This window comes from Phaeodactylibacter luteus (assembly GCF_007993045.1).
GTDB classification, from domain to species: domain Bacteria; phylum Bacteroidota; class Bacteroidia; order Chitinophagales; family Saprospiraceae; genus Phaeodactylibacter; species Phaeodactylibacter luteus.
The window spans coordinates 1-19,860 of the sequence record NZ_VOOR01000075.1; the positions used below are offsets into that span (position 1 = coordinate 1).

The 19,860-nt window shown below is 53.3% G+C and carries 15 protein-coding genes; 6 read left to right on the plus strand and 9 right to left on the minus strand.

Translation table 11 applies throughout. The features are described 5' to 3' along the window. Positions 1 to 611 precede the first annotated feature (611 nt). On the plus strand, positions 612 to 1,451 hold the full coding sequence (locus FRY97_RS20365) for a hypothetical protein (protein WP_147169466.1): 840 nt from the start codon (positions 612 to 614) through the stop codon (positions 1,449 to 1,451). Positions 1,452 to 1,531: 80 nt separating this feature from the next. After that, complete coding sequence (gene pfkA, locus FRY97_RS20370) at positions 1,532 to 2,515, plus strand: 6-phosphofructokinase (protein ID WP_147169467.1); 984 nt, start codon at positions 1,532 to 1,534, stop codon at positions 2,513 to 2,515. Positions 2,516 to 2,763: 248 nt separating this feature from the next. Here the strand turns inward: pfkA and FRY97_RS20375 are convergent, their stop codons facing one another. The 5 genes from FRY97_RS20375 to FRY97_RS20395 form a co-directional block, all read right to left on the minus strand. Continuing rightward, positions 2,764 to 4,011: an ABC transporter permease gene (locus FRY97_RS20375; RefSeq protein ID WP_147169468.1), complete on the minus strand. Its 1,248-nt coding sequence runs from the start codon at positions 4,009 to 4,011 to the stop codon at positions 2,764 to 2,766. Between the two features lie 16 nt (positions 4,012 to 4,027). Next, on the minus strand, positions 4,028 to 4,495 hold the full coding sequence (locus FRY97_RS20380; protein ID WP_147169469.1) for a sporulation protein: 468 nt from the start codon (positions 4,493 to 4,495) through the stop codon (positions 4,028 to 4,030). Positions 4,496 to 4,578: 83 nt separating this feature from the next. Further along, complete coding sequence (locus FRY97_RS20385) at positions 4,579 to 5,058, minus strand: hypothetical protein (RefSeq protein ID WP_147169470.1); 480 nt, start codon at positions 5,056 to 5,058, stop codon at positions 4,579 to 4,581. Positions 5,059 to 5,143: 85 nt separating this feature from the next. Next, entirely contained in the window at positions 5,144 to 5,935 is a 792-nt protein-coding gene (locus FRY97_RS20390) for a (Fe-S)-binding protein (protein ID WP_147169471.1), read from the minus strand. Positions 5,936 to 5,964: 29 nt separating this feature from the next. Further along, positions 5,965 to 7,326: a (Fe-S)-binding protein gene (locus FRY97_RS20395; protein ID WP_147169472.1), complete on the minus strand. Its 1,362-nt coding sequence runs from the start codon at positions 7,324 to 7,326 to the stop codon at positions 5,965 to 5,967. Positions 7,327 to 7,632: 306 nt separating this feature from the next. Between FRY97_RS20395 and FRY97_RS20400 the strand changes: the two genes are divergently transcribed. Beyond that, on the plus strand, positions 7,633 to 8,127 hold the full coding sequence (locus tag FRY97_RS20400) for a phosphoribosyltransferase family protein (RefSeq protein ID WP_147169473.1): 495 nt from the start codon (positions 7,633 to 7,635) through the stop codon (positions 8,125 to 8,127). On the opposite strand, the gene FRY97_RS23285 is transcribed toward FRY97_RS20400, so the two are convergent. Together FRY97_RS23285 and FRY97_RS20410 are read right to left on the minus strand one after the other, a co-directional pair. After that, on the minus strand, positions 8,120 to 8,929 hold the full coding sequence (locus FRY97_RS23285; protein ID WP_147169474.1) for a patatin-like phospholipase family protein: 810 nt from the start codon (positions 8,927 to 8,929) through the stop codon (positions 8,120 to 8,122). The two genes, FRY97_RS20400 and FRY97_RS23285, sit on opposite strands and share 8 nt — an antisense overlap. Positions 8,930 to 9,324: 395 nt before the next feature. Beyond that, positions 9,325 to 11,994, minus strand: coding sequence for an Ig-like domain-containing protein (locus FRY97_RS20410; protein WP_147169475.1), 2,670 nt, complete (start codon positions 11,992 to 11,994; stop codon positions 9,325 to 9,327). A gap of 338 nt (positions 11,995 to 12,332) precedes the next feature. Between FRY97_RS20410 and FRY97_RS20415 the strand changes: the two genes are divergently transcribed. Both FRY97_RS20415 and FRY97_RS20420 read left to right on the plus strand, forming a co-directional pair. Beyond that, positions 12,333 to 15,572 (plus strand): TonB-dependent receptor, encoded by a 3,240-nt coding sequence (locus FRY97_RS20415; protein WP_246141856.1) that lies wholly within the window; start codon positions 12,333 to 12,335, stop codon positions 15,570 to 15,572. A gap of 142 nt (positions 15,573 to 15,714) precedes the next feature. Then, positions 15,715 to 16,536: a glycerophosphodiester phosphodiesterase family protein gene (locus FRY97_RS20420; RefSeq protein WP_147169476.1), complete on the plus strand. Its 822-nt coding sequence runs from the start codon at positions 15,715 to 15,717 to the stop codon at positions 16,534 to 16,536. A gap of 71 nt (positions 16,537 to 16,607) precedes the next feature. On the opposite strand, the gene FRY97_RS20425 is transcribed toward FRY97_RS20420, so the two are convergent. Then, the gene (locus tag FRY97_RS20425; protein ID WP_211356942.1) at positions 16,608 to 17,087 is read right to left on the minus strand and encodes an FKBP-type peptidyl-prolyl cis-trans isomerase; all 480 of its coding nucleotides are present in this window, start codon (positions 17,085 to 17,087) and stop codon (positions 16,608 to 16,610) included. 622 nt (positions 17,088 to 17,709) lie between these two features. On the opposite strand from FRY97_RS20425, the gene FRY97_RS20430 reads away from it, so the two are divergent. Further along, a complete protein-coding gene (locus FRY97_RS20430) occupies positions 17,710 to 18,345 on the plus strand; it encodes an N-acetylmuramoyl-L-alanine amidase (RefSeq protein WP_147169477.1) in 636 nt (211 codons plus the stop codon). A gap of 233 nt (positions 18,346 to 18,578) precedes the next feature. On the opposite strand, the gene FRY97_RS20435 is transcribed toward FRY97_RS20430, so the two are convergent. Then, a partial coding sequence (locus FRY97_RS20435) for a T9SS type A sorting domain-containing protein (protein ID WP_147169478.1) occupies positions 18,579 to 19,860 on the minus strand: 1,282 nt, incomplete at its 5' end.

The window sequence follows — 19,860 nt, forward strand, 5'->3', positions numbered from 1 at the left end:
AAAGTCGCGAACCTTCGCCTTGATTAGCCGGAAAATAACTTCAACTTAATTATCAGAGATTTATGACTTAAGGCACTAGTGGTCTGTCAAGTGTTAATTTATGGGTTGAGTGGGAGCGAATTTTGAGGCTAAATCAAGGCGGATGTTCCCGCGCATAGCAGCGCTACGTAAGGGGTTGTCCAACGAAGAGTAGCCTCAAAAGCCGCCGCAGGCAACCCCTAGTTTTAGCCTTGACAGACCACTAGCCGGGCATTGGCCTAGCGCTGCGAAGGGGTGGCCGAAGGCCAGACCCGATGCCTGTAGGGCGAGGGGCCGAGCGGATAGCGAGCCCCGCAGCATAGCGGCACCTGCCCGCTGGGCAGGGGCAGGCCCCTATCCTTGCGGAGGGGGCAAGCCCAAAAGCAATAATCTGGCTGGTGCCTGCCGATATTTTATTAGGGGCAGCCCATGCCTTTCCAAATCAAAGGGAGCTATACTGCTGCTTACAAAATTTTAGGTGCCGGATTTTATCGTCATTTTTTCACTTAGTGTATTTTTTACACTACCTTTATCCAGACAATAGCAAACGGTCCCTTCCCCCGAAGCATGGGCAAGGAATAACAACAAGGAGTATGATCGTAGTAGTTGACAGCGGCTCTACCAAAGCCGATTGGAAAATGGTGAATGGCAAAGGCGTAGCATCCATCAGCACGGTGGGGTTCAACCCTGTTTTCCATTCTGAGGAAAAGATATTTGGCGAGCTCAAAGAGGCATTTGGCGATCATGTGCCCACTTCAGAAGCGCACCAAGTATACTATTATGGGGCTGGCTGCTGGGACCAAAGGCTAAAAGGCGTGGTGGCCAAAGCGCTGAAACGGGTATTTGACCAAGCAGAAATCCAAGTGCACCACGACCTCTTGGGGGCAGCCCGCGCTACTTGCGGCAATACCCCCGGTATCGCCTGCATTATCGGCACCGGTTCCAACTCATGCCTGTACGACGGGATTGATGTCATCGACAACGTAACCAACCTGGGCTTTCTGCTTGGGGATGAGGGCAGCGGGACTCACTTGGGCAAGCGCCTCATCCGCGCATTTTTCTACCGGGAGATGCCTAAGCCTTTGTACGACAAACTGGAGGCCAGCCTGCCGGAAGGCAAACAGTCTATCCTCTCGAATGTGTACAACGGCGAAGCCCCTAACGTCTACCTGGCTTCCTTCACCAAATTTATGGGAGACCACCAAGACCACCCTTTTATACAACGGATTTTGTTCGATTCTTTCGAGCAGTTCATTGACCGCCATGTGAGGAAGTACAAGAACCACATGAGCCTGCCTATCCACTTCATTGGCTCTGTAGCCTATTATTTCCGGGAAGTGCTGGAGGTGATCCTTGCAGCACGGGATATGGAGCCTGGCATTTTCATACAGAAGCCTATCGACAAGCTGGTCGGCTTCCACACCGGCAATTAAATCCTTAAGTTTGCACGGCTGCCCTGCCTAAACGGGCGAGGCAAACGGTTTTGAACAACAGAAAGAAGCCAACCAACGAAATGAGCAAGGAGATTAAGAGAATTGCAGTATTTACGTCCGGGGGGGATGCCCCGGGCATGAACGCCGCGCTGCGGGCTGTAGTCCGCACCGCTTCCTCTCATGACATGCACGTCTACGGTATTTACCGTGGCTACGAGGGCATGATCGACGGAGACCTTGAGCGCCTGGAACGGGGCGATGTGGGCAACATCATCCACCGCGGGGGCACCATCCTGAAAACTGCGCGCAGCAAGCGTTTCATGACACCTGAGGGCCGCAGATCGGCTTATGAGTCTCTGCTGGCTTTCGATATCGATGCGTGCATTGCCATTGGCGGGAATGGGACCTTCACCGGTGCTTCGGTCTTCACAGAGGAGTACAAAATCCCCTTTATCGGGATACCGGGCACCATAGACAATGACCTCTTCGGCACTGACCTGACCATAGGCTTTGACACCGCCGTCAATACAGCCATTGAAGCGGTGGACAAAATACGCGACACCGCCGATTCTCACAACCGCCTCTTCTTCGTGGAAGTCATGGGGCGCAACAGTGGGTACATTGCCCTCAATACGGCCATTGGCAGCGGCGCAGGCAGCGCGCTGATCCCAGAATCGGACATGTCGATCGAAGAGCTGATCGATACGCTGAAAATGGGCGCTCGCCGCAAGAAGCTGTTCAGCGTGGTCATCGTAGCAGAAGGCAACAAAAACGGCAATGCCAGTGAAATCGCTCAAAAAGTGCAGCAGGCTTTTGATTTTTATGATACCAAAGTGACCATTATCGGCCACCTACAGCGGGGGGGCTCCCCTACCGCTATCGACCGTGTGCTGGCCAGCCGCTTGGGCTTTGCCGCTGTGGAAGGCCTGGTCAATGGGCAAGCCAATGTCGCAGTGGGCCTGGTCAATGGCAAAGTGCAGTACACGCCCTTCGAGGACGCTATCTCTAAAGAGAAAACACTGGACAACGATCTGGTGCGCATGGCAGAGATACTGGCGCAATAGCTTCCTGTCATCCCCAAACGGTACGGCACTACCTAGTGGCTCTGAATTGTGGGGGGCTGCCCCTGCCTGACAGCAGGTGCCGCTATGCTGCGGGGCTCGCTGCCCGCTCGGCCCTAACGGGCTTGACACCCCTCCGCAGCGCTAGCCCGTTGCCCTCAATAGCACCTGCAAGCGCCCCCAAAGAGAGAACGCCCACCAAGCCTATGGCCTGATGGGCGTTCTCTCTTTGGGGGCGCGCCGCACAACCGCTATTGCCGCATAGCCTCTACGGGGTCCATGCGAGCGGCCTGAAGGGCAGGGATCACACCGGAAACTACGCCAACCAAGACCGAGACGATGACACCGAGCAGCATGTTTTGAAAACTCAGGTACATCTCAAAATCGATCACCTTGGAAAGCACGGTGATGATACCATAAATCAGGGCGAGCCCTGCGATCCCCCCAATTACACAAAGCACGACAGACTCGATCAGAAATTCCAGCAAGATGGCAAAGCTCTTGGCACCCAGCGCTTTCTTTATGCCTATGATGTTGGTGCGCTCTTTGACCGAAACAAACATGATGTTGGCCACGCTCACAATGCCTACAAGCATAGCAAACAGCCCGATCACAATCCCGATCAGATTGAGGATCCCGAAGAAACTGTCAAATACGCTAGAGATCATTGAAAGCTCGTTGAGGGCGAAGGAGTCGTCTTCCCTTGGCTTGAGTCTGCGGTGAGCCCGCAGTATGCCCCTAACCTCGTCCTTCATCTGCTGCATGCTCACGCCGGCTGCGGCTTTGGCATTCACCGAAGTGTCGAATACCTGCCTGGCTTTCAGGTTGGCCACTCCGCGGGCATTGTTGTAAGAGATCAGTATAGCGTCATCGAAATCAAGGGGGTTGAGCAAATCGTCTCCCGATTCTTCAATAACCCCGATCACCTCGTACTTGCGCCCCATCATCTTCACCGTCCGGCCTATTGGCTCTACCTCGCCGAACAGCTGCTCTGCCACTTTATAGCCGACCACCATTTTACTGCTGCCATAGTGGTATTCCGAAGGAGAAAAGTAGCGCCCCTTGTAAAAATCGATCTGGAACATGTCCACAAATTCAAGGGAAGAACCAATCAGCACCGCGTTCTCAACGGTATTCGCATTGAACTTTACGGTTTTGAAGCCAATGACAACATGGAAGGAAGCCATGCCCACCGACTTCGCCTTCTCTTTGATGATTTCGTAATCGGCGTGGTCGGGGTTGGGGCGTTTGATGTAGTTCCACCAATCGCCGCTGACATCCGCCCAAGGCCATTTTTTCACGTAGATCACATCACTGCCCAGCTTGTCCAGACTGCCGCGGATGTTGTCCTCCAATGAATCCACCGCAGACAAAACGCCGATGATGCAAAAGATCCCAATAGAAATGCCCAAGAGGGAAAGCAGGCTACGAAGGCGGTTGGCCAATAACTGCTGCCAGGCCAGGGCCACAGCTTCTTTAAAGATGCGCAAATAAATCATAGGGTAGGGAGGTCGGTTAATGCTTGATAAGAATGGTTTTCTTGTCGAATGGGTTGAGGGCGACCCCTTTGACCTGAGCCTCGGCCTCCACCCTGAAGTCGGAGGAGACTTGGTTTGCGGCTTTTGCTGCTTTGGCGAGCCCTTTCAGTAAGAAATTCTTCTTGCCAAAGGCATCGATATTGGACTCGATGAATGCGAACGGCAAGGTGAATGGCAGTTCGCGGGACTCGCCAGGAAGGATGCTGAAAGCCTGGCCCAGCTCTGTGCGCCCGAGCTCATACTCATCGATAAGCCGCTCCGTGTTTCGCCCGCGGGCATAGCGCTCGATGAGCACAATCCGGATTGTCGCTACTTCGTGCGGGTTCATGGATTCTAAGCGGACCCGCCCCTGCAAGATACCGGAGGCAGCCTCCACTTCTTCCGGCAGCAACAACTCCAGCTTGACCCCCTCAATCCCAAGCCACTTTTTCATTCGGCCGATCATAGGCAAGTAATTATGTTTCCAGCTGCCAAATAAACGAAGGTGCCGCTATCTAGCTGCCCTTTTTCTATCAAGCCTGAAAATTACTATACCAAACGCTTGTGCCAGCTTTGCCCCAGGGGCTTGCGCCAGCCAGCCTCAAATGCCCCCAGAGACTCCACCAGCGTATCAAAAACAATCGTCTCATCATCGATAGCGCCTGAGGCATAAAGGGCAGCGAACTCCTCCCTTGGCACGGTGAAGACCTCCCCACCTTGTTCGTAGCTGAAGGCCATACGGTTGAACAGGTCGGTACCGTAACGGGCCTGCAGGCTTTTCAGGAAACGCACAGACGAGTCAATAGAACACCCGCTTGCCCCTGCCTGACGCTCATCCACTACCAATACCACAAAGCGGTTGTGCAAGAGGTCGGCACTAGCCTGCAGCTGTTGGTTGTGGGCGGTCCACTGACTGGCGAACTGCCCCAGCTCGGCTTTGATTTCGGCGGCTTTGTCTTCCGGGAAAGCAGGGGTAGCCTGATAGACCCACAATCTGGCCGTTCCCGGCATTTTCGCAATTGTTGACATAGATATCCTTTTGAGTAAAACAACAGCGCTGCCTGACAGCAAGTTGCCAGGCAGCGCCGTTTGTGCGCTAAAAACAAGCTCGGGCTTAGTGGCTCATATTGTTCAGGATGAGCTCTGCCAAGTCGTATACCATGACATCGTCCTGCTTCTCTTTGGCTTTGATGCCATCGCCCATCATGGTAAGGCAGAAGGGGCAGTTGGCCGCTACCACGGAGGCACCGGTGCTGAGCGCCTCTTCAGCCCGCTCGATGTTGATGCGCTTATCGCCCGGTTCGTCTTCCTTCCACATCTGTGCACCGCCAGCACCACAGCACAGCCCATTAGACCGGCAGCGCTTCATCTCCACCAAGTCTGCATCCAATGCCTGCAGCACTTCCCTTGGGGCTTCGTACACTCCGTTGACCCTGCCCATATAGCAAGAATCATGGTAGGTGATTTTCTTGCCGCGGAACTCCCCCCCTTCTTTCATTTTTATGCGGCCTTCATTGATGAGCGATTGCAGGAGCTGAGTGTGGTGCACTACCTCGTAGTCCCCTCCGAGTGCGGGGTACTCATTTTTCAGGGTATTGAAGCAATGCGGGCAAGCCGTGACAATTTTCTTCACCTCGTACATATTCAGCACTTCGATGTTTTGCAGCGCCTGCATTTGGAACAGGAATTCATTGCCTGCACGGCGGGCGGGGTCGCCCGTACAGCTCTCCTCGTTCCCTAGGATGGCAAAGTCTACGCCTACGGCATTCATGATCTTGCAAAACGCAACGGTCACCTTTTGTGCACGGCTGTCGAAGCTGCCGGCACAGCCCACCCAGAACAGGATTTCCGGGCTGCGGCCTTCTGCCGCGAGGTCAGCCATAGTAGGTATCTTAAGGGTAGTCATATCGTTAGTAGTTATTCGGTCGTCAATAATTATTGCTGCCGCAGGGCGTCCTGCGCCCATTTGTCCCGGGCATCAGGTATAGACCATGCGGACCCACTGTTCTCCAGGCTATTGAACATTGGCAGCCAGTCTTGTGGGCCTTGGGAGAGAGTCAGTATCTCGTACCTGCGCATTTTGAGGATGGGCTCAAGGGGGTTGATCAATACGGGGCAGGCCTCAACGCAGGCGTTGCAAGTCGTACAAGCATGCAGCTCCTCCGAGGAGATGTAATCGAACAGGGATTTGCCGTCATCGTAGTTGCCCTTAGAAAGCGGCTGCCCCTCATCTTTGGCGAACTGAGCGTCCCCGGAGTCGAGGTTGCGCCCTACCTCTTCGGCACGGTCCCGGATATCCATCAGCACTTTACGGGGCGATAGCTTCTTGCCGGTGATGTTGGCAGGGCAAACGGAAGTGCACCGCCCGCACTCCGTACAGCTGTAAGCATCCATGATATTCTTCCAGCTCAGGCTAAAGACATCGTTGGCCCCAAACTCCGGCATTTCTTCGCTCACCTCTTCTTCTGCGAAAGCAGCTTCGGGGTCCATCATGCTGCGGACCTCCTTGGTGATCTCGTCCATATTGTCCATTTCCCCTCTTGGCTTCAGGCGAGCGTAAAAGGTATTGGGGAACGCCAATATGATGTGGAGGTGCTTGGAATAAGGCAGGTAGTTCAGAAAAAGAAGCACCATGCCAAAGTGCAGCCACCAGCCGCTGCGCTCCAACACCAGCAAAGTACCTTCGCTAAGCCCGCCAAAAAGGGCCGGGCCAAGCCAAGAGCTGACGGCCAGGGCCCCCGTGTCCTTGAAGTGCTCCGGATCTAGCTGCTGCAAGACCACATCGGTGCCATTCATCGTAAAAATGCCGATCAGCAGGATAATTTCAAAAACCAGTATCAAATTGCCGTCCAGCTTCGGCCAGCCATTCATTTCCGGCTTCGTAAAACGCGGGATACGAAGGAGATTGCGGCGGGCAAGGAAAATGAAAGTAGCAAAGAAAGTCAACAGAGAAAGGACCTCAATGAAACTGATGACAAAGGTGTAAAAGCCGCCCAGCTTGTCCGCAAAAAAACGGTGCTGCCCGGAAAAGCCATCGATCAAAATCTCGATCAGCTCTACCTGCGTGATGACGAAAGCCAGGTAAATCGTCAGGTGGAGAAGCGCAGGGACCATGCGTTTGAACATTTTCTGCTGCCCAAATGCAACTAGAAGGACATTGCGCCACCTTTGGCTATTGTCTCCTGAGATGTCCTCGTCCTGCCCCAGGAAGATATTGCGCCGGACCCTGGAGAAGGACCGCCACGCCAAGGCTCCTGCCCCTATTGTCAGCACGGCAAATGCCAGTTGTTGGATCATGTGGTAAGTTTTTTCGTTCTGGTTAGCACTCACTGCCTAATCAAGCATTGAGCTTGCCTCGGCAAAATAGCGAATTTTCGCTAAAAAGTAGAATATCCTAATATTTGCCTTGCCTGCGGGCTTCCCCATTTGCGCGAAAGCCGCCCCTAAAGACAGGCAGCGATACGACAGGGAGCGAATAAGTCGAACGGTAAGGGACGAGCGCTGCCCACCTGTCAGGATCTCGCCCCAATGATAAGAAATTAGGAAGGGCACAGGTACGAATACGGGTGTTTTTTACTTAATTTGCCCAGAAATCGTGTAGGCATGAAAATTCTGGACCAGGAGCAGATCCGGCAAAAAACGAAGCGTTTAGCCATTGAGATACTGGAAAACAACACAGAAGCCAATGGGCTTGTCATTGCAGGCATCAACAACAACGGCATGGCCTTTGCACAGCTTATCCTGGAGGAGCTTTTGCAGCTCACAGAACAAGACATCACGCTGACCCGCATCCGGCTCAACCCCGCAGCCCCTGATGTAGAGCAGATTATGCTGGAAATGCCCCTTGAGCAGCTGCATGGCAAGGCGGTCATTTTGGTCGATGATGTTGCGAATACCGGGCGCACCCTTTTTTATGCTACCCGCCCACTGATGGAGGGCATGCCTGAGAAAATTGAAGTGGCCGTACTGGTAGACCGTACCCACAAATCCTTCCCGATACGGGTTGACTATGTGGGGCTTTCCCTGGCCACTACCTTGAAAGAGCACATCTCAGTTGTGCTCCATGAAACCGAAGAGCTAGCGGCCCACCTCAACTGACGCTGCTGTGCTCCGCCTTAGCTCGTCTAATGGCTTTGCGGAGCGCCCCCATTTTGGCCTGCATGGCTTTATACCCAATTTCGTAAATCTCCTGGTACCGGTTGAGGTTCATAATGGTATACTGAAGCAGTTCTTCCGGTTCCACTACCACATCACAGGCGTCAAGGCTATGCTGTGTATTGGCCACAATAGACAAGTCGAAGCACCGCTGCGCAATGCCAATAACATTCTGGACTGCTTTTTTCTCAACGTGCGTACGCGGCATCACATTTACCCCGAGCAGTACATCACAAGCCCCCCGGATCGCCTCAGCCGGCAGGTTGTCCAGCAGCCCCCCGTCCACATATAAGCTCCCGTCTATTTCTACTGGCTGAAAAACAAGGGGGATGGCCGATGAGGCCGTCACCACATCGAATAGCGGGCCAGCATGCCGCACCTCCCCCACGCCCTTGTTCAGGTTGGCCATAGCAATGTAAAGGGGGATGTTCAAGTCTTCAAACCGGTCGGAAGCAATCAGCTTTTCCAATTGCGCTCTAAGGTAGGTATGCCGGGTCAGGCCTGCATGAGGCAAACCTACTTTGAAGACCTTGAAGAGGCTGGCTTTTTTGACGAAGCTCAGGATTTCCACTGGAGAAAGCCCGGAAGCATAGAGCGCGCCCGCAATGGCCCCTGCGCTAGTGCCAGAAATGACGGAGGGCTTGAGCCCATTGTCCTCCAAAGCTTGCAATACCCCAACATGGGCGATGCCTCTTGCCCCGCCCCCAGAAAGGGCTAGTCCTAACTTAATTTCTTTACTGTCCATGCGTTTGGCCGGGCTACAATTGATAAAAGTGCCCAACTCTCTACACAAACAGGGAGTTGGGCAATGATATGGGCTGCCGCTTTGGCTGCTGCCAAAGCAAGCAGAAGACTAAGCACAGGTTTGGAGCTCGTTCTTCTTGCAAACCAATGTTGTGTGCCTGCCAGCCATGCCAACAGGTATAAAACATTGATTTTCATGCCGAAACCGGTCCAAACATAGGAGCGTGTTGGGATTTTGGCCTTCTAGTCGAAAATTAGTGCCTCAAGCCATTTTTTGATTAGCCGAGGCCCGAAAACCGGAGCTTAGCCAAAGTTTCGGGGCGAAGTATAAGCGAAAAAGTGTCCCGCTAGCTTAGCTGGACAGACCGATGACTAAAGTCCCAACACGCTCTTAATTTACTTCACGATCAGCTGTTCGCTCCACGTGCGTTCCCCTTTCAGGAAAGTTACCGTGTAGAGGCCAGAAGCCCACTGCGCTGTATTCAGCTGAAGTGTACGGGCCATTGTTTCTGCCGCCCAGACCTGTTGCCCTTGGGCATTGAATACCCGTACCTGGTCCAAGTCTTCCTGCAGCTGAATAGTCAGGGCCCCAGCAACCGGGTTGGGGAAGATCGTTATGGCTGCGCCGAGGGTTTCGTCCTGCGTGCTGCTGATGATGTCCAAGTCTTCGAGGTAACGAGGGAAAATCTGGTAGCCCTCGTCAAATGGCTCGCTGGAATCAAACTGCCCGCCTATGCCGGTGATCCGGAAAGTGTTCAAGCCAGGGCCTGAGGTACCTGCCAGGGTAGTGCTGTTGTCTACCCGGATCAGATAAATGTTGGTGCCATCCGTTGCCTCTACATTGAAGCTGCCCCCTGATTGATCCCAAGCGGCGGGGTCCACCAGGCTCAGTTCCAGGCTTGGGCTGATCAGCTGAGACTCCGTCTCTTCGCCAAGGGCAGTGACGGCTGTTGGGCTGAACAAAGGATTGCCAGTGGAAACCACCTCCAGCTCATCTGGCACAATCTGTGTGAGCCCGTTGAACTGATCGATAGTGCCGCGGATGATGAGCTCGTCCCCTTCTGTCACGGCATACCCAAAATCTTCGCTCGCGCTGAAAACGCCAACGCCATCGTTATTTTCATCAATGAGGGTGAACTGCAGCCCGCTGCTGCGGAGGTTTACCCCATAGACCACCCCCTGAAGGGTGCAAGCTATACCGAGAGAGTCAGCTACGCCATTGGCGTCAACAGAGGTGACCGTGCCCACCGGGTAAGCAGGGTAATCTGTCCCGCCGCCCATATTGTAGGGGTCGATATCCGCTGCGTAGCGGGGCAGCAGCTGATAGCCTTCGAGGAACGGAGCGCTGTTGTCGAACTGCCCGCCGATGCCAGTGACATTGAAAGTCCCCGTTGGCACCGCCATATTGAAGAGCTCAACGTCATTATCGATGCGGACCGTAATGGTGCTTACGCCGTCTGTCACATCTACATTGAAGCCAGAGCCTCCCGGTGCCCACTGAGCAGGGTCCACCAGCGTAACATCCTGAATCGTCACCAGCTGTGATTCGGTGGCCTCGCTGAGCTCAGTGATGACCGTAGGCGCAATAAGGGGGTTGCCAGAAGACACGAGGGCAACGTTGTCCGCAATGATCTGCAGCAGGCCGTTGAACTGATCGATTTCGCCTTCTACCATAACGATGTCCCCTTCATTTACGGTGTAGCCAAAATCCTGTATGCCGCTGAACACGCCTATGCCGTCCCCTGCGTCGTCAATGATGGTAAACTGCAGCCCACCGCCAGGGCGGAGGTTGACGCCGTATACCGTACCTTGCAGCGCGCAGATGGTGCCTACAGAATCCGCAACGCCCTCCATGTCGGTGGCCGTCACTTCCCCAATTGTATACATAGGGTAATCAATAGGGCACATCACATTGATCGTAACGGTGGCTGTTGCACAGCCCGCTTCGTCACAGATTTCATATTCAAAGCTGTCTTCCCCACAAAAACCGGCATCGGGGGTGTAGGTGACAGAGTTGTCTGCTTCGATAACGGCCGTGCCCGCATCAGGGGTGGTCGCCAGGGTGAAGCTTTGCAAGGTGCCGGGGACTTGGTCATTGGCCAGGGGCGTAAAATTCACGGCCGTCTCAAAATCCGTGCTGACCACATCGTTGTTGGCCGTGATCACGGCCGTGCCCCCAGGGGTATAGGTGCCCACAGGCACAGGCACTGCAGCGGAGGCATTATCCGCTTCATTGTCCAGGGCATTCGGCCCCGAGAAGGTCCAATTGGACAAAACAAAGGTAGCGCCGTCCGGGCCGGTGCCGTCTACGCGGTACGCCCATCCATCTTGGTATTCCCAAGGCTGGCCAGTGCCGTCTGTATCAATTTCGCCAAAGACATCCACAACGCTGCCATTGAAGAACAGCTCAATGGCGTCGTCGCCGTTGATGTTGACAGCATCGTTCATATCATCGGCAAAGTCTGGTTCGAAGCCAAAGAAAGCGGCAAACTCGGTACCATCGCCCTGCGTGAGGTAGAGGAAGTCGCCCGCTGATACCGCTACGGCAGGGAAGGTAAACTCCTCCCCATCTGTGCCCCCGCCATTGGTGGCAGAGCCTACTCCGTAAAGGCTGAGGTCGGGGATATCCGCAGTAGCGTAAAGCTCTACCCCCTTGGGCAGGCCACCGGGCAAGGGCCCGTCAAAAACGGCGGTCAGCAGCAAGGAAGGGTTGCCAGCAGGGGCAGCTTCTACGACTACTGTGCCTACCATGCCCAGGCCGGCGTGGGGATCGCACTGATAAGTGTAAGTGCCGGGCAAGTCGAACACATACTGGAAAGTCCAGCTGGAAGCAGAGGAAGGGCCGTTGCCAAAGCTCTCCGGGTTGTCCGGGTAAACGGACTGATCGCCGTTCACGTTGTGGAAGCCTCCGAGATTGGACCAGGTGACGGTATCCCCAACAGAGATGGTGACCGATTCGGGGCTGTAAAAATTGCTTTGGACAGAGACGCTGACGTTCTGCTGTGCCAGGAGGGACATAGAACAGAGCAAGAGCGCCATCGTAATCCGTAAACTTGTAATTTTCATATTGTATTGAGTTGGTATGTAAGCAGGCTTGAGGAGCGTGTAGGCGTTGCGCCAATATGTGTACAAAGTTAGCAGAAAACCATCGTACGGAAAACGAATGTTCCAACCTTAAATTAGCGTAAAGCCAAAATTCAAAATAAAAACTTGTACAAAGGACCATCATCAACAGCCCTTTTGCCTAGAAGCAGCTATTGTATAAAAATATTTCACAACCAAGTAGTTATTGATATTTATCACTTAGTTAGCACGCTAAATTTAATATTCCCTTAACATAGGAAGAGTACCTTTGCGGCATGTTTTGGAATCATTCTGTAAAGATTATCAAAAACGCTAGTTTTATGAACTTTTCAAACCTTCTGCGAGCCTTTGGTGCGCTGGTGTTGGTTGCAGCATTGCAAACCGCCTCCTTTGCACAAGGTGTAACCACCTCGTCCATGCAGGGTACGATTACCGACAATACCGGTGAGAACCTGATCGGCGCGAACATCCTTGCTGTACACACTCCATCCGGTACAGTTTATGGCACTTCCACTGACCTGGAAGGCAACTACCGCCTGCCTAACATGCGTGTTGGCGGCCCTTACAAAGTGACTGTTTCCTATACTGGCTACGGTGAACTTACAGCTGAGGGCGTTTTCCTACGTCTTGGTGAAACTTTCCGCCGCAACTACCAACTGGAGGAATCCAGTGTAGAGCTTGAGGTAGTGCAGGTAACTGCCCGTGCAGGTACTTCTGGCTCTAACGCCGGCGCGAGCACTCAGATCACAGCTGAGGCGATTGAGAACGTGCCTACCCTGAACCGTGACCTGAGCGACTACGTACGCCTGACGCCTCAATCATCAGGCTTTGGCGGCGGTACCACCTTTGCAGGTGTCAACAACCGCTACAACGCTATCTACATTGACGGTGCGGTGAACAACGACGTTTTCGGCCTTTCTTCTTCTGGCACAAACGGCGGGCAGACAGGTATTGCGCCTTTCTCTATCGATATCATCGATCAGCTGCAGGTCGTCCTCTCTCCATACGACGTAACCCTCGGTGGTTTCGCTGGTGGTGGCGTGAACGCAGTGACGAAGTCTGGTACCAACGAATTCAAAGGAACTGCTTACTACTTCTTCCAGAATGAGAACCTGGTAGGCAAGACCAACAAGTCGCTCACTGACATCACTGGCAACGACCGTGAAGGCGTAGCGAAGTTTTCTCAGAAGACTTACGGTGCTTCTATCGGAGGCCCGATCGTGAAAGACAAAATCTTCTTCTTTGCCAACGCGGAGATCCGCGAAGATCAGACGCCTTCCCCATTTGATTTTGGTGTTTACAATGGCGATGCTACTCAGGAAGACCTGAACGGCCTGCGCAGCCACCTCATCAATACTTATGACTATGACCCAGGTACATTCGGTAGCGTACAGGATGAATTGAACGGCCTGACTTTCTTCGGAAAGCTGGACTTCAACCTCAGCGACAACCACCGCCTGACCTTGCGCCACAACTACACCCGCGCAGAGAACCTCAACCGGAACGTATCTGGCACCAACTTCATCAACTTCTCTAACAACGGTGTATTCTTCCCGAGCACAACCAACTCTTCAGCGCTGGAACTGAACTCTACTTTCGGCAGCAAAGCCAGCAACAACCTGATCATTGGTTACACGTCTGTTGTAGACGACCGCGACCCGATCGGAAACGATTTCCCATACGTTTACATCAACGATGGCGCTGGGCAAATTGCTTTAGGCTCTGAAGAATTCTCAACTGGTAACGCACTTGATCAGAAGATCTTCACGATCACTGACAACTTCAAGCTGTACAAGAACAACCACACCATTACTATTGGTACGCACAACGAGTTCTACGACATATACAACCTCTTCATCCGTCAGAACTATGGCACCTACCGCTTTGCCAGCATCAGCGACTTTATCGGCGGTGCTCCTGCTATCGAGTATGACCGTTCTTACTCTCTGGTAGATAACCTTACTGGTGACGGATCTGCTGCTGCATCAGACTTCAATGCCATGCAGCTTGGTTTCTATATCCAAGATGAGTGGAACGTCACCCCTCAGTTCACCCTGACCGGTGGCCTGCGCCTCGATATCCCATTCATTACAACAGACCCCGCAATCGACGCCAACTTCGAGTCTGGCGTACTGCCTAAGCTGCAGGCTCAGTACGATATCGCCAACGATATTGCCCCGGGCTCTGCTCCACAAGGACAGCTGATGTTCTCACCACGCCTTGGTTTTGATTACGACCTTACTGGCGACCGCAGCAACGTCCTGCGCGGTGGTATTGGTATTTTCACCAGCCGTATCCCATTCGTATGGCCAGGTGCGATGTTCAACAACAACGGCCTGACCATTGGCGGTGTAAGCGAGCGTAACATCGATGGCGACATCATCTTCCGCCCTGATATCCAAGACCAATACACCAATCCTGATTTCACAGTGCCTTCTGGCCAGCTTGACCTCTTCGTTGACGACTTCAAGTACCCACAGGTACTGCGCGGAAACCTTGGCTTTGATACCCAACTCCCTGGTGGCATCTCTGCTACCTTCGAAGGTATCTACACCAAGACTCTGAACAACATCGTTTACACTAACGTAAACAATGATCAGACTGTAGACTTCAACTGGACCAACACCGGTGGCGATGACCGCCCTGTATTCACACGTACAGATATTGATCCTACTTACAACGCTATCTACGTTGGGCACAACACCAACGAAGGTTACACTTACACCTTGACTGCTGCTTTTGCCAAGCGCTTTGACTTTGGCCTTTCTGCCAACCTGTCTTACACTTACGGTGATGCTCAGGCGGTCAACGAAGGTACTTCTTCTCAGAACTCTTCTCAGTGGCGCGGCCAGGTCAGCATCGACGGCCGTAACAGCCCAGTTCTTGGCCGTTCTGACTACGCACTCGGCCACCGTGTGCTTGGTAGCTTGACTTACCAGCTCGACTGGAACAAAGGCAAAAACGTCAGCACGGCTATCACACTGCTCTATGACGGCGTTACGGGCAGCCCATACTCTTACGTCATCGGTGGCGGCGGTGGCCGTAACCTCAACAACGAGACGGGCAGCACAAGCCGTAACCGCAGCTTGGTGTGGATCCCAGCCAACCAGGATGAAATCAACTTGGTTGAAACCAACGGCGTATCTCCTGCTGAGCAGTGGAACCGCCTGAACGCTTTCATCGAAGAGGATCCTTACCTGAGCAAAAACCGCGGCGGCTATGCAGAGAAGAACTCTAACTTCCTGCCATACACTAGCTTCCTTGATCTTTCGGTACGTCAGGACTTTGCTGTGAATGCAGGTGGCAAATCGCACAAGCTGCAGCTGAGCTGGGACGTATTCAACCTGGCTAACCTCCTGAACCCTGAATGGGGCGTACGTTACAACGTGCCTGGCGACTTCAACAACTACTTCCTCTACAACTTCGAGGGATATGCTGAAGACGGCACTACTCCACAGTTCTCTTACACAGAAGAGGCTGTAGGCATAGACGCACTGAACATCAGCAACTTCGGTTCACGCTGGCGCATGCGCCTTGGCCTTCGCTACATCTTCAACTAAGCCCTTACCGGTTTAGCTGTTAGATAGCTTGGAGAAAAATGGAGCAGGTACCCTCGGGTATCTGCTCTATTTTTTTGTGCAGTATGCAACCTGGCCAGTCACTATTCCGTTAACCTGCCCACATGGTACACACAAAAACTACATGAGAACAGCCCAAACTTTGCTCCTGTGCCTCGCATGGCTTTGTACCCTGCACAGCATTCAGGCCCAAACTTTCAGAGACATTTACATCAGTACACACAGGGGGGCCAGATTCATCCCTGGCGTGCCCGAAAACAGCTTGCAGGCTTTTCAATATGCGCAGGCCCAGCTCGAAGCGCCATTTCTCATCGAATGCGATGTGAACATGAGCAGCGATAGTGTGCTCTTTCTGATGCATGACAGCTCCCTTGACCGTACTACAACAGGTACCGGGCTGGTGAAAAATCAGCCTTGGGAAGCCATCCGGAAGCTAAAGCTGATCGATGATTTTGGAGATACCACGGCTTACCGTCCGCCTACCTTGAGCGAAGTGTTGGACTTAGCAGAGGAAGGCGCATTCTTCTCTCTCGACATCAAACGTGGCGTGCCCATAGCCCGGGTAGTGGACAGCATCGTTGCCCGTGGGCTAACGGAGCGGGCCGCGGTCATCACCTACAACCCGGAAGCAGCGCTCGCTGCTTTTGAAGCTTCCTCTGAAGTTTGGATCTCGGTTGGCATCCGCAACGAAGCAGAGCTGCAAACCTATCTCGATGGCCCATTCGAGCCCAGCAGGCTGATGGCGTTTACCGGGCTGACTGCCAGAAAAGCTTCTTTTTACCGTTTGCTGGACCAAGCCGGGCTGGCCATCATTGTGGGTACGATCGGCAATTTAGACCAAAAGGCTGCTGCCAAAGGGGGCAAGGTCTACAGGAAGCTCAAAAGGAAAGGAGCCCATATTTTGGCCACCGATTACCCGGCAGCCGTACAGGCGGCCCTACGCTGAGCATAAGAAAAGCCGCCTGCTGCACAGAAGTATGGCAACAAGCGGCTTTTGGATTCGCTCAGCGATGAAGGTCAGTTGAAGTTGACCAGCTCTATCTCAAAAATTAGGGGAGAATAAGCAGGGATCTGAGGCTGCTCACGGTTAGCATACCCAAGGTTGGAAGGGATGAAGAGCTGAATTTTGCCCCCCTTCTTGATTAATGGGATGCCAATGCGCCACCCGTTGATCAGGTTGGCAAGATTGAACTGCACGGCATCACCATCCTCTGTTTCGTCGAATACGGTGCCGTCTAGCAAATAGCCTTTATAACGGACCAGGACGGTAGAAAAGGCCGTTGGGAATTCGCTCCCCTCCCCTTCCTCTTCGATGATATAGTGTACGCCCGACTCGTGGCGCTCCGCCGTCAGGTTATTCTCTTCCAGATAGGCCAAGATTGCCGCTTCGTCCTCCTCAAAACGGTCTTCCACAGGCTCGGGCACAAAAGGGTTGTTGGTCTCGCAGCTCATGTAGAGCAATCCAAGCAATGGCAAAAGTGTTATCAGCTTACGCATAATCTTATTGTTGTGTACAGAAGTAATGCTGCAAAAGAAACAAAAATCGTTCAATGTACCGACATAGAAACGAAACAGGAAGTGCCTATGCTGCTCAGTTGCCAAAAAAACGGGGCGCTCCAGAAAAAACGCTCACATGGAATTAAGCGCCTGTCTGGAGCTTGTTCTTCTTGCAAATCAAGCATTTACGAACGTGGCTTCCTCTCTAAATTTCCGTGGGCGCAAACCAGCTTGCCGTTTTTTTTTCCTTGCCCCCTCCGCAAGGATAGGGGCCTGCCCCTGCCATCGGGCAGGTGCCGCTATGCTACGGGGCTCGCTATCCGCTCGGCCCCTCGCCCTACAGGCGTCGGGTCTGGCCTTCGGCCACCCCTTCGCAGCGCTAGGCCAATGCCAGCCTAAAGCTCAAAAGCTTAAACACCTGCGATATTTTGGCCCACGCCCATTTCTATTTAGCCTGTTAAACTCAAAATTAGCAGATTTGCCAGAGCCCTGCCGGGTATACTGGCACAGCAAGGCGGGCATAAATATTTGGTTTTAGCACGAACCTGCCCCAAACCAACTCAAAGTGTAATATTTCCATAACTTAGGAGCCCTTAAATTAGGCAAAAACAATTGTACCGATATGGCCAATAACTTTTGTGTATTCCTAGACGCCGGCCACGGCGGCATCGGCCCAGACGGCAACTATACCACCGCTCCTGGCAAACAGTACCAACATCAGCGCGGGCGTTTCCATCAGGGCAACTGGTTTTTGGAAGGGGTCTGGAACAGGGCCCTCACCCGGCTGGTCATGAGCAAACTGCAGCACCTGGGCATCCCCTACTACCCTGTTTTCCATGAATATGCCGACTGGCCTCTCCAATACCGTGTTGACTTGGCCAACTGGTACCACCAAAACTACCGGCGCGGCTTTTTCATCTCCAATCATGCCAATGCATCCGGGCTGGGGGCCAGGGGGTATGAGGTTTACACCTCCCCGGGCGTGACCACTTCCGACCGGATCGCCAATTGGCATTGGGAGCATACCCGGGCACTCCTCGGTGATAGCATTACCATGCGCGCCGACCAATCGGATGGGGACTATGACAAGGAAGCCCGTTTTTTCGTATTGACGAAAACCGTAATGCCTGCCATCCTCGTGGAGCACCTCTTTTTTGACCAATACGAAGACGCACTGCTCCTTATGGACCCTGAAATCACAGACCGCTTTGCCGAAGCTCAGGTGAGGACCATCATCAGCTATATCAACAGCTTGTGATAGCATAGCCCGTGCTAGCGATGTGGAGCAGCAGGCGCGTCAGCGGCCTGGATGCGCGGTAGCGCAGCCGAGCGGACAGCGAGCTGCAGAACGTAGCGACCCGAAGGGTAGCACCCAAAAAAGTTTAAGGCATGGAAATCCGTCAGCTGTAAAATAGAAGCCCCGGCATCGAGACGATGTCCGGGGCTTCTAAAATTATGCCATGCAAGGTTTGCATAGCGCTCCTAAAAAGGTTAGTCCACTTTCATAAACCTGAGCAGGCGAGGGGCTTCCCCAGCCTCCCTTACTTCCAGAAGGTATGTCCCAGAGCGCAGGCCTGAAAGGTCCATATCCAGTTGCTGTATTGCTCCGTCGATTGCTTGACGATTTACAACCTGTCCAAGCTGATTGCGCAGCAGCAAGGTGCGCTCCTGTTCTGAAGCTTGGCTAAACTCAACCGTCAGATTACTGCGGGCTGGGTTCGGATAGAGTGTAATGTCTGTTGAACTTGCATCAAACGCAGCGTCAGCTCCTTGTACTTCAACACCTGAGGTGCCCCCAAGGAATACAGGGGAACTGCCAACTTGCCCGATCACATCTACATTGCTAAAGCTTGCAGCGACGGGCGTCCCGGGCTGATCGGCGAAAGCGGCCATGCCTACTTCTATACAGCTGCTCATCGGGATCATCCGCGAGCTCTTCAGATAGAAAGAGACACCGTTGAAGCTGGTGTAGGTGCGGATCAGATTGCCTGTCCGGACAATGCGCAGCCAGTAGTTGAACCCGCCGTGGTTCTGCCCCATCTTGAAGCCTCCCGTGGTTGTACGCCACTCAGACTTGGCTATATTGAAAGGGCTCCGTGTTGTGATGGAGACAAATTTAGCGTCTTGATCAAGGCTCTCGCGCATCATGACGCCGCCCCATCCCCCGGTCACGCTTTCTACCTTAACGGTAATCGAAGCGTCTCCGCAGAGTTCTTGCGAAATAAAAGCCAGATTGTCAATATTGCGCGTAGCAATGTTGTTGACTGCACCGGTCCCTATGGTGAAAGTGCCATCTGCCGGGTCGGGGTAAGTACAAGGGTTGAAGCTGTACTCGCTTCCTGTGCCTTGGCCGCCTACATCATTCCCAACCCATGGGCTTGGCAGTGCGGTAATGTCAGAAACCTCTATTTCCGCTGTGCACATATTCCGGTTGCCGGAAGGGTCTGCGATGATAACACGGACCATAGTTGGGCCGCCAACGTCATCGCAATCTACAACAGCAGGGTCTATGCTCACTAGGCTGTAGCTGCAATTGTCAAAGGTATTGGAAAGGTCGAGGACCTCGCCGATCGTAAAGGTATGCATGCCATCAGGGTCTAGCGGTACAACAGTGCCCGCAGGGACACAGGTGATGGTAGGTGCAATATTGTCCTCTACCGTGACCGTCGCGGTGCACATGCTGACGTTGCTGTTCTCGTCTGTCACCGTCAGGGTCACTGTGTTCATGCCCACCTCAGCGCAGCCGAAAGCCGTCACATCCAACATCAGGCTC

Excerpts from the sequence above, each read along its gene's own strand:
- FRY97_RS20365 (WP_147169466.1), top strand. The coding sequence starts at position 612 with ATGATCGTAGTAGTTGACAGCGGCTCTACCAAAGCCGATTGGAAAATG.
- pfkA (WP_147169467.1), top strand. The coding sequence starts at position 1,532 with ATGAGCAAGGAGATTAAGAGAATTGCAGTATTTACGTCCGGGGGGGAT.
- FRY97_RS20375 (WP_147169468.1), bottom strand. The coding sequence starts at position 4,011 with ATGATTTATTTGCGCATCTTTAAAGAAGCTGTGGCCCTGGCCTGGCAG.
- FRY97_RS20380 (WP_147169469.1), bottom strand. The coding sequence starts at position 4,495 with ATGATCGGCCGAATGAAAAAGTGGCTTGGGATTGAGGGGGTCAAGCTG.
- FRY97_RS20385 (WP_147169470.1), bottom strand. The coding sequence starts at position 5,058 with ATGTCAACAATTGCGAAAATGCCGGGAACGGCCAGATTGTGGGTCTAT.
- FRY97_RS20390 (WP_147169471.1), bottom strand. The coding sequence starts at position 5,935 with ATGACTACCCTTAAGATACCTACTATGGCTGACCTCGCGGCAGAAGGC.
- FRY97_RS20395 (WP_147169472.1), bottom strand. The coding sequence starts at position 7,326 with ATGATCCAACAACTGGCATTTGCCGTGCTGACAATAGGGGCAGGAGCC.
- FRY97_RS20400 (WP_147169473.1), top strand. The coding sequence starts at position 7,633 with ATGAAAATTCTGGACCAGGAGCAGATCCGGCAAAAAACGAAGCGTTTA.
- FRY97_RS23285 (WP_147169474.1), bottom strand. The coding sequence starts at position 8,929 with ATGGACAGTAAAGAAATTAAGTTAGGACTAGCCCTTTCTGGGGGCGGG.
- FRY97_RS20410 (WP_147169475.1), bottom strand. The coding sequence starts at position 11,994 with ATGAAAATTACAAGTTTACGGATTACGATGGCGCTCTTGCTCTGTTCT.
- FRY97_RS20415 (WP_246141856.1), top strand. The coding sequence starts at position 12,333 with ATGAACTTTTCAAACCTTCTGCGAGCCTTTGGTGCGCTGGTGTTGGTT.
- FRY97_RS20420 (WP_147169476.1), top strand. The coding sequence starts at position 15,715 with ATGAGAACAGCCCAAACTTTGCTCCTGTGCCTCGCATGGCTTTGTACC.
- FRY97_RS20425 (WP_211356942.1), bottom strand. The coding sequence starts at position 17,087 with ATGCGTAAGCTGATAACACTTTTGCCATTGCTTGGATTGCTCTACATG.
- FRY97_RS20430 (WP_147169477.1), top strand. The coding sequence starts at position 17,710 with ATGGCCAATAACTTTTGTGTATTCCTAGACGCCGGCCACGGCGGCATC.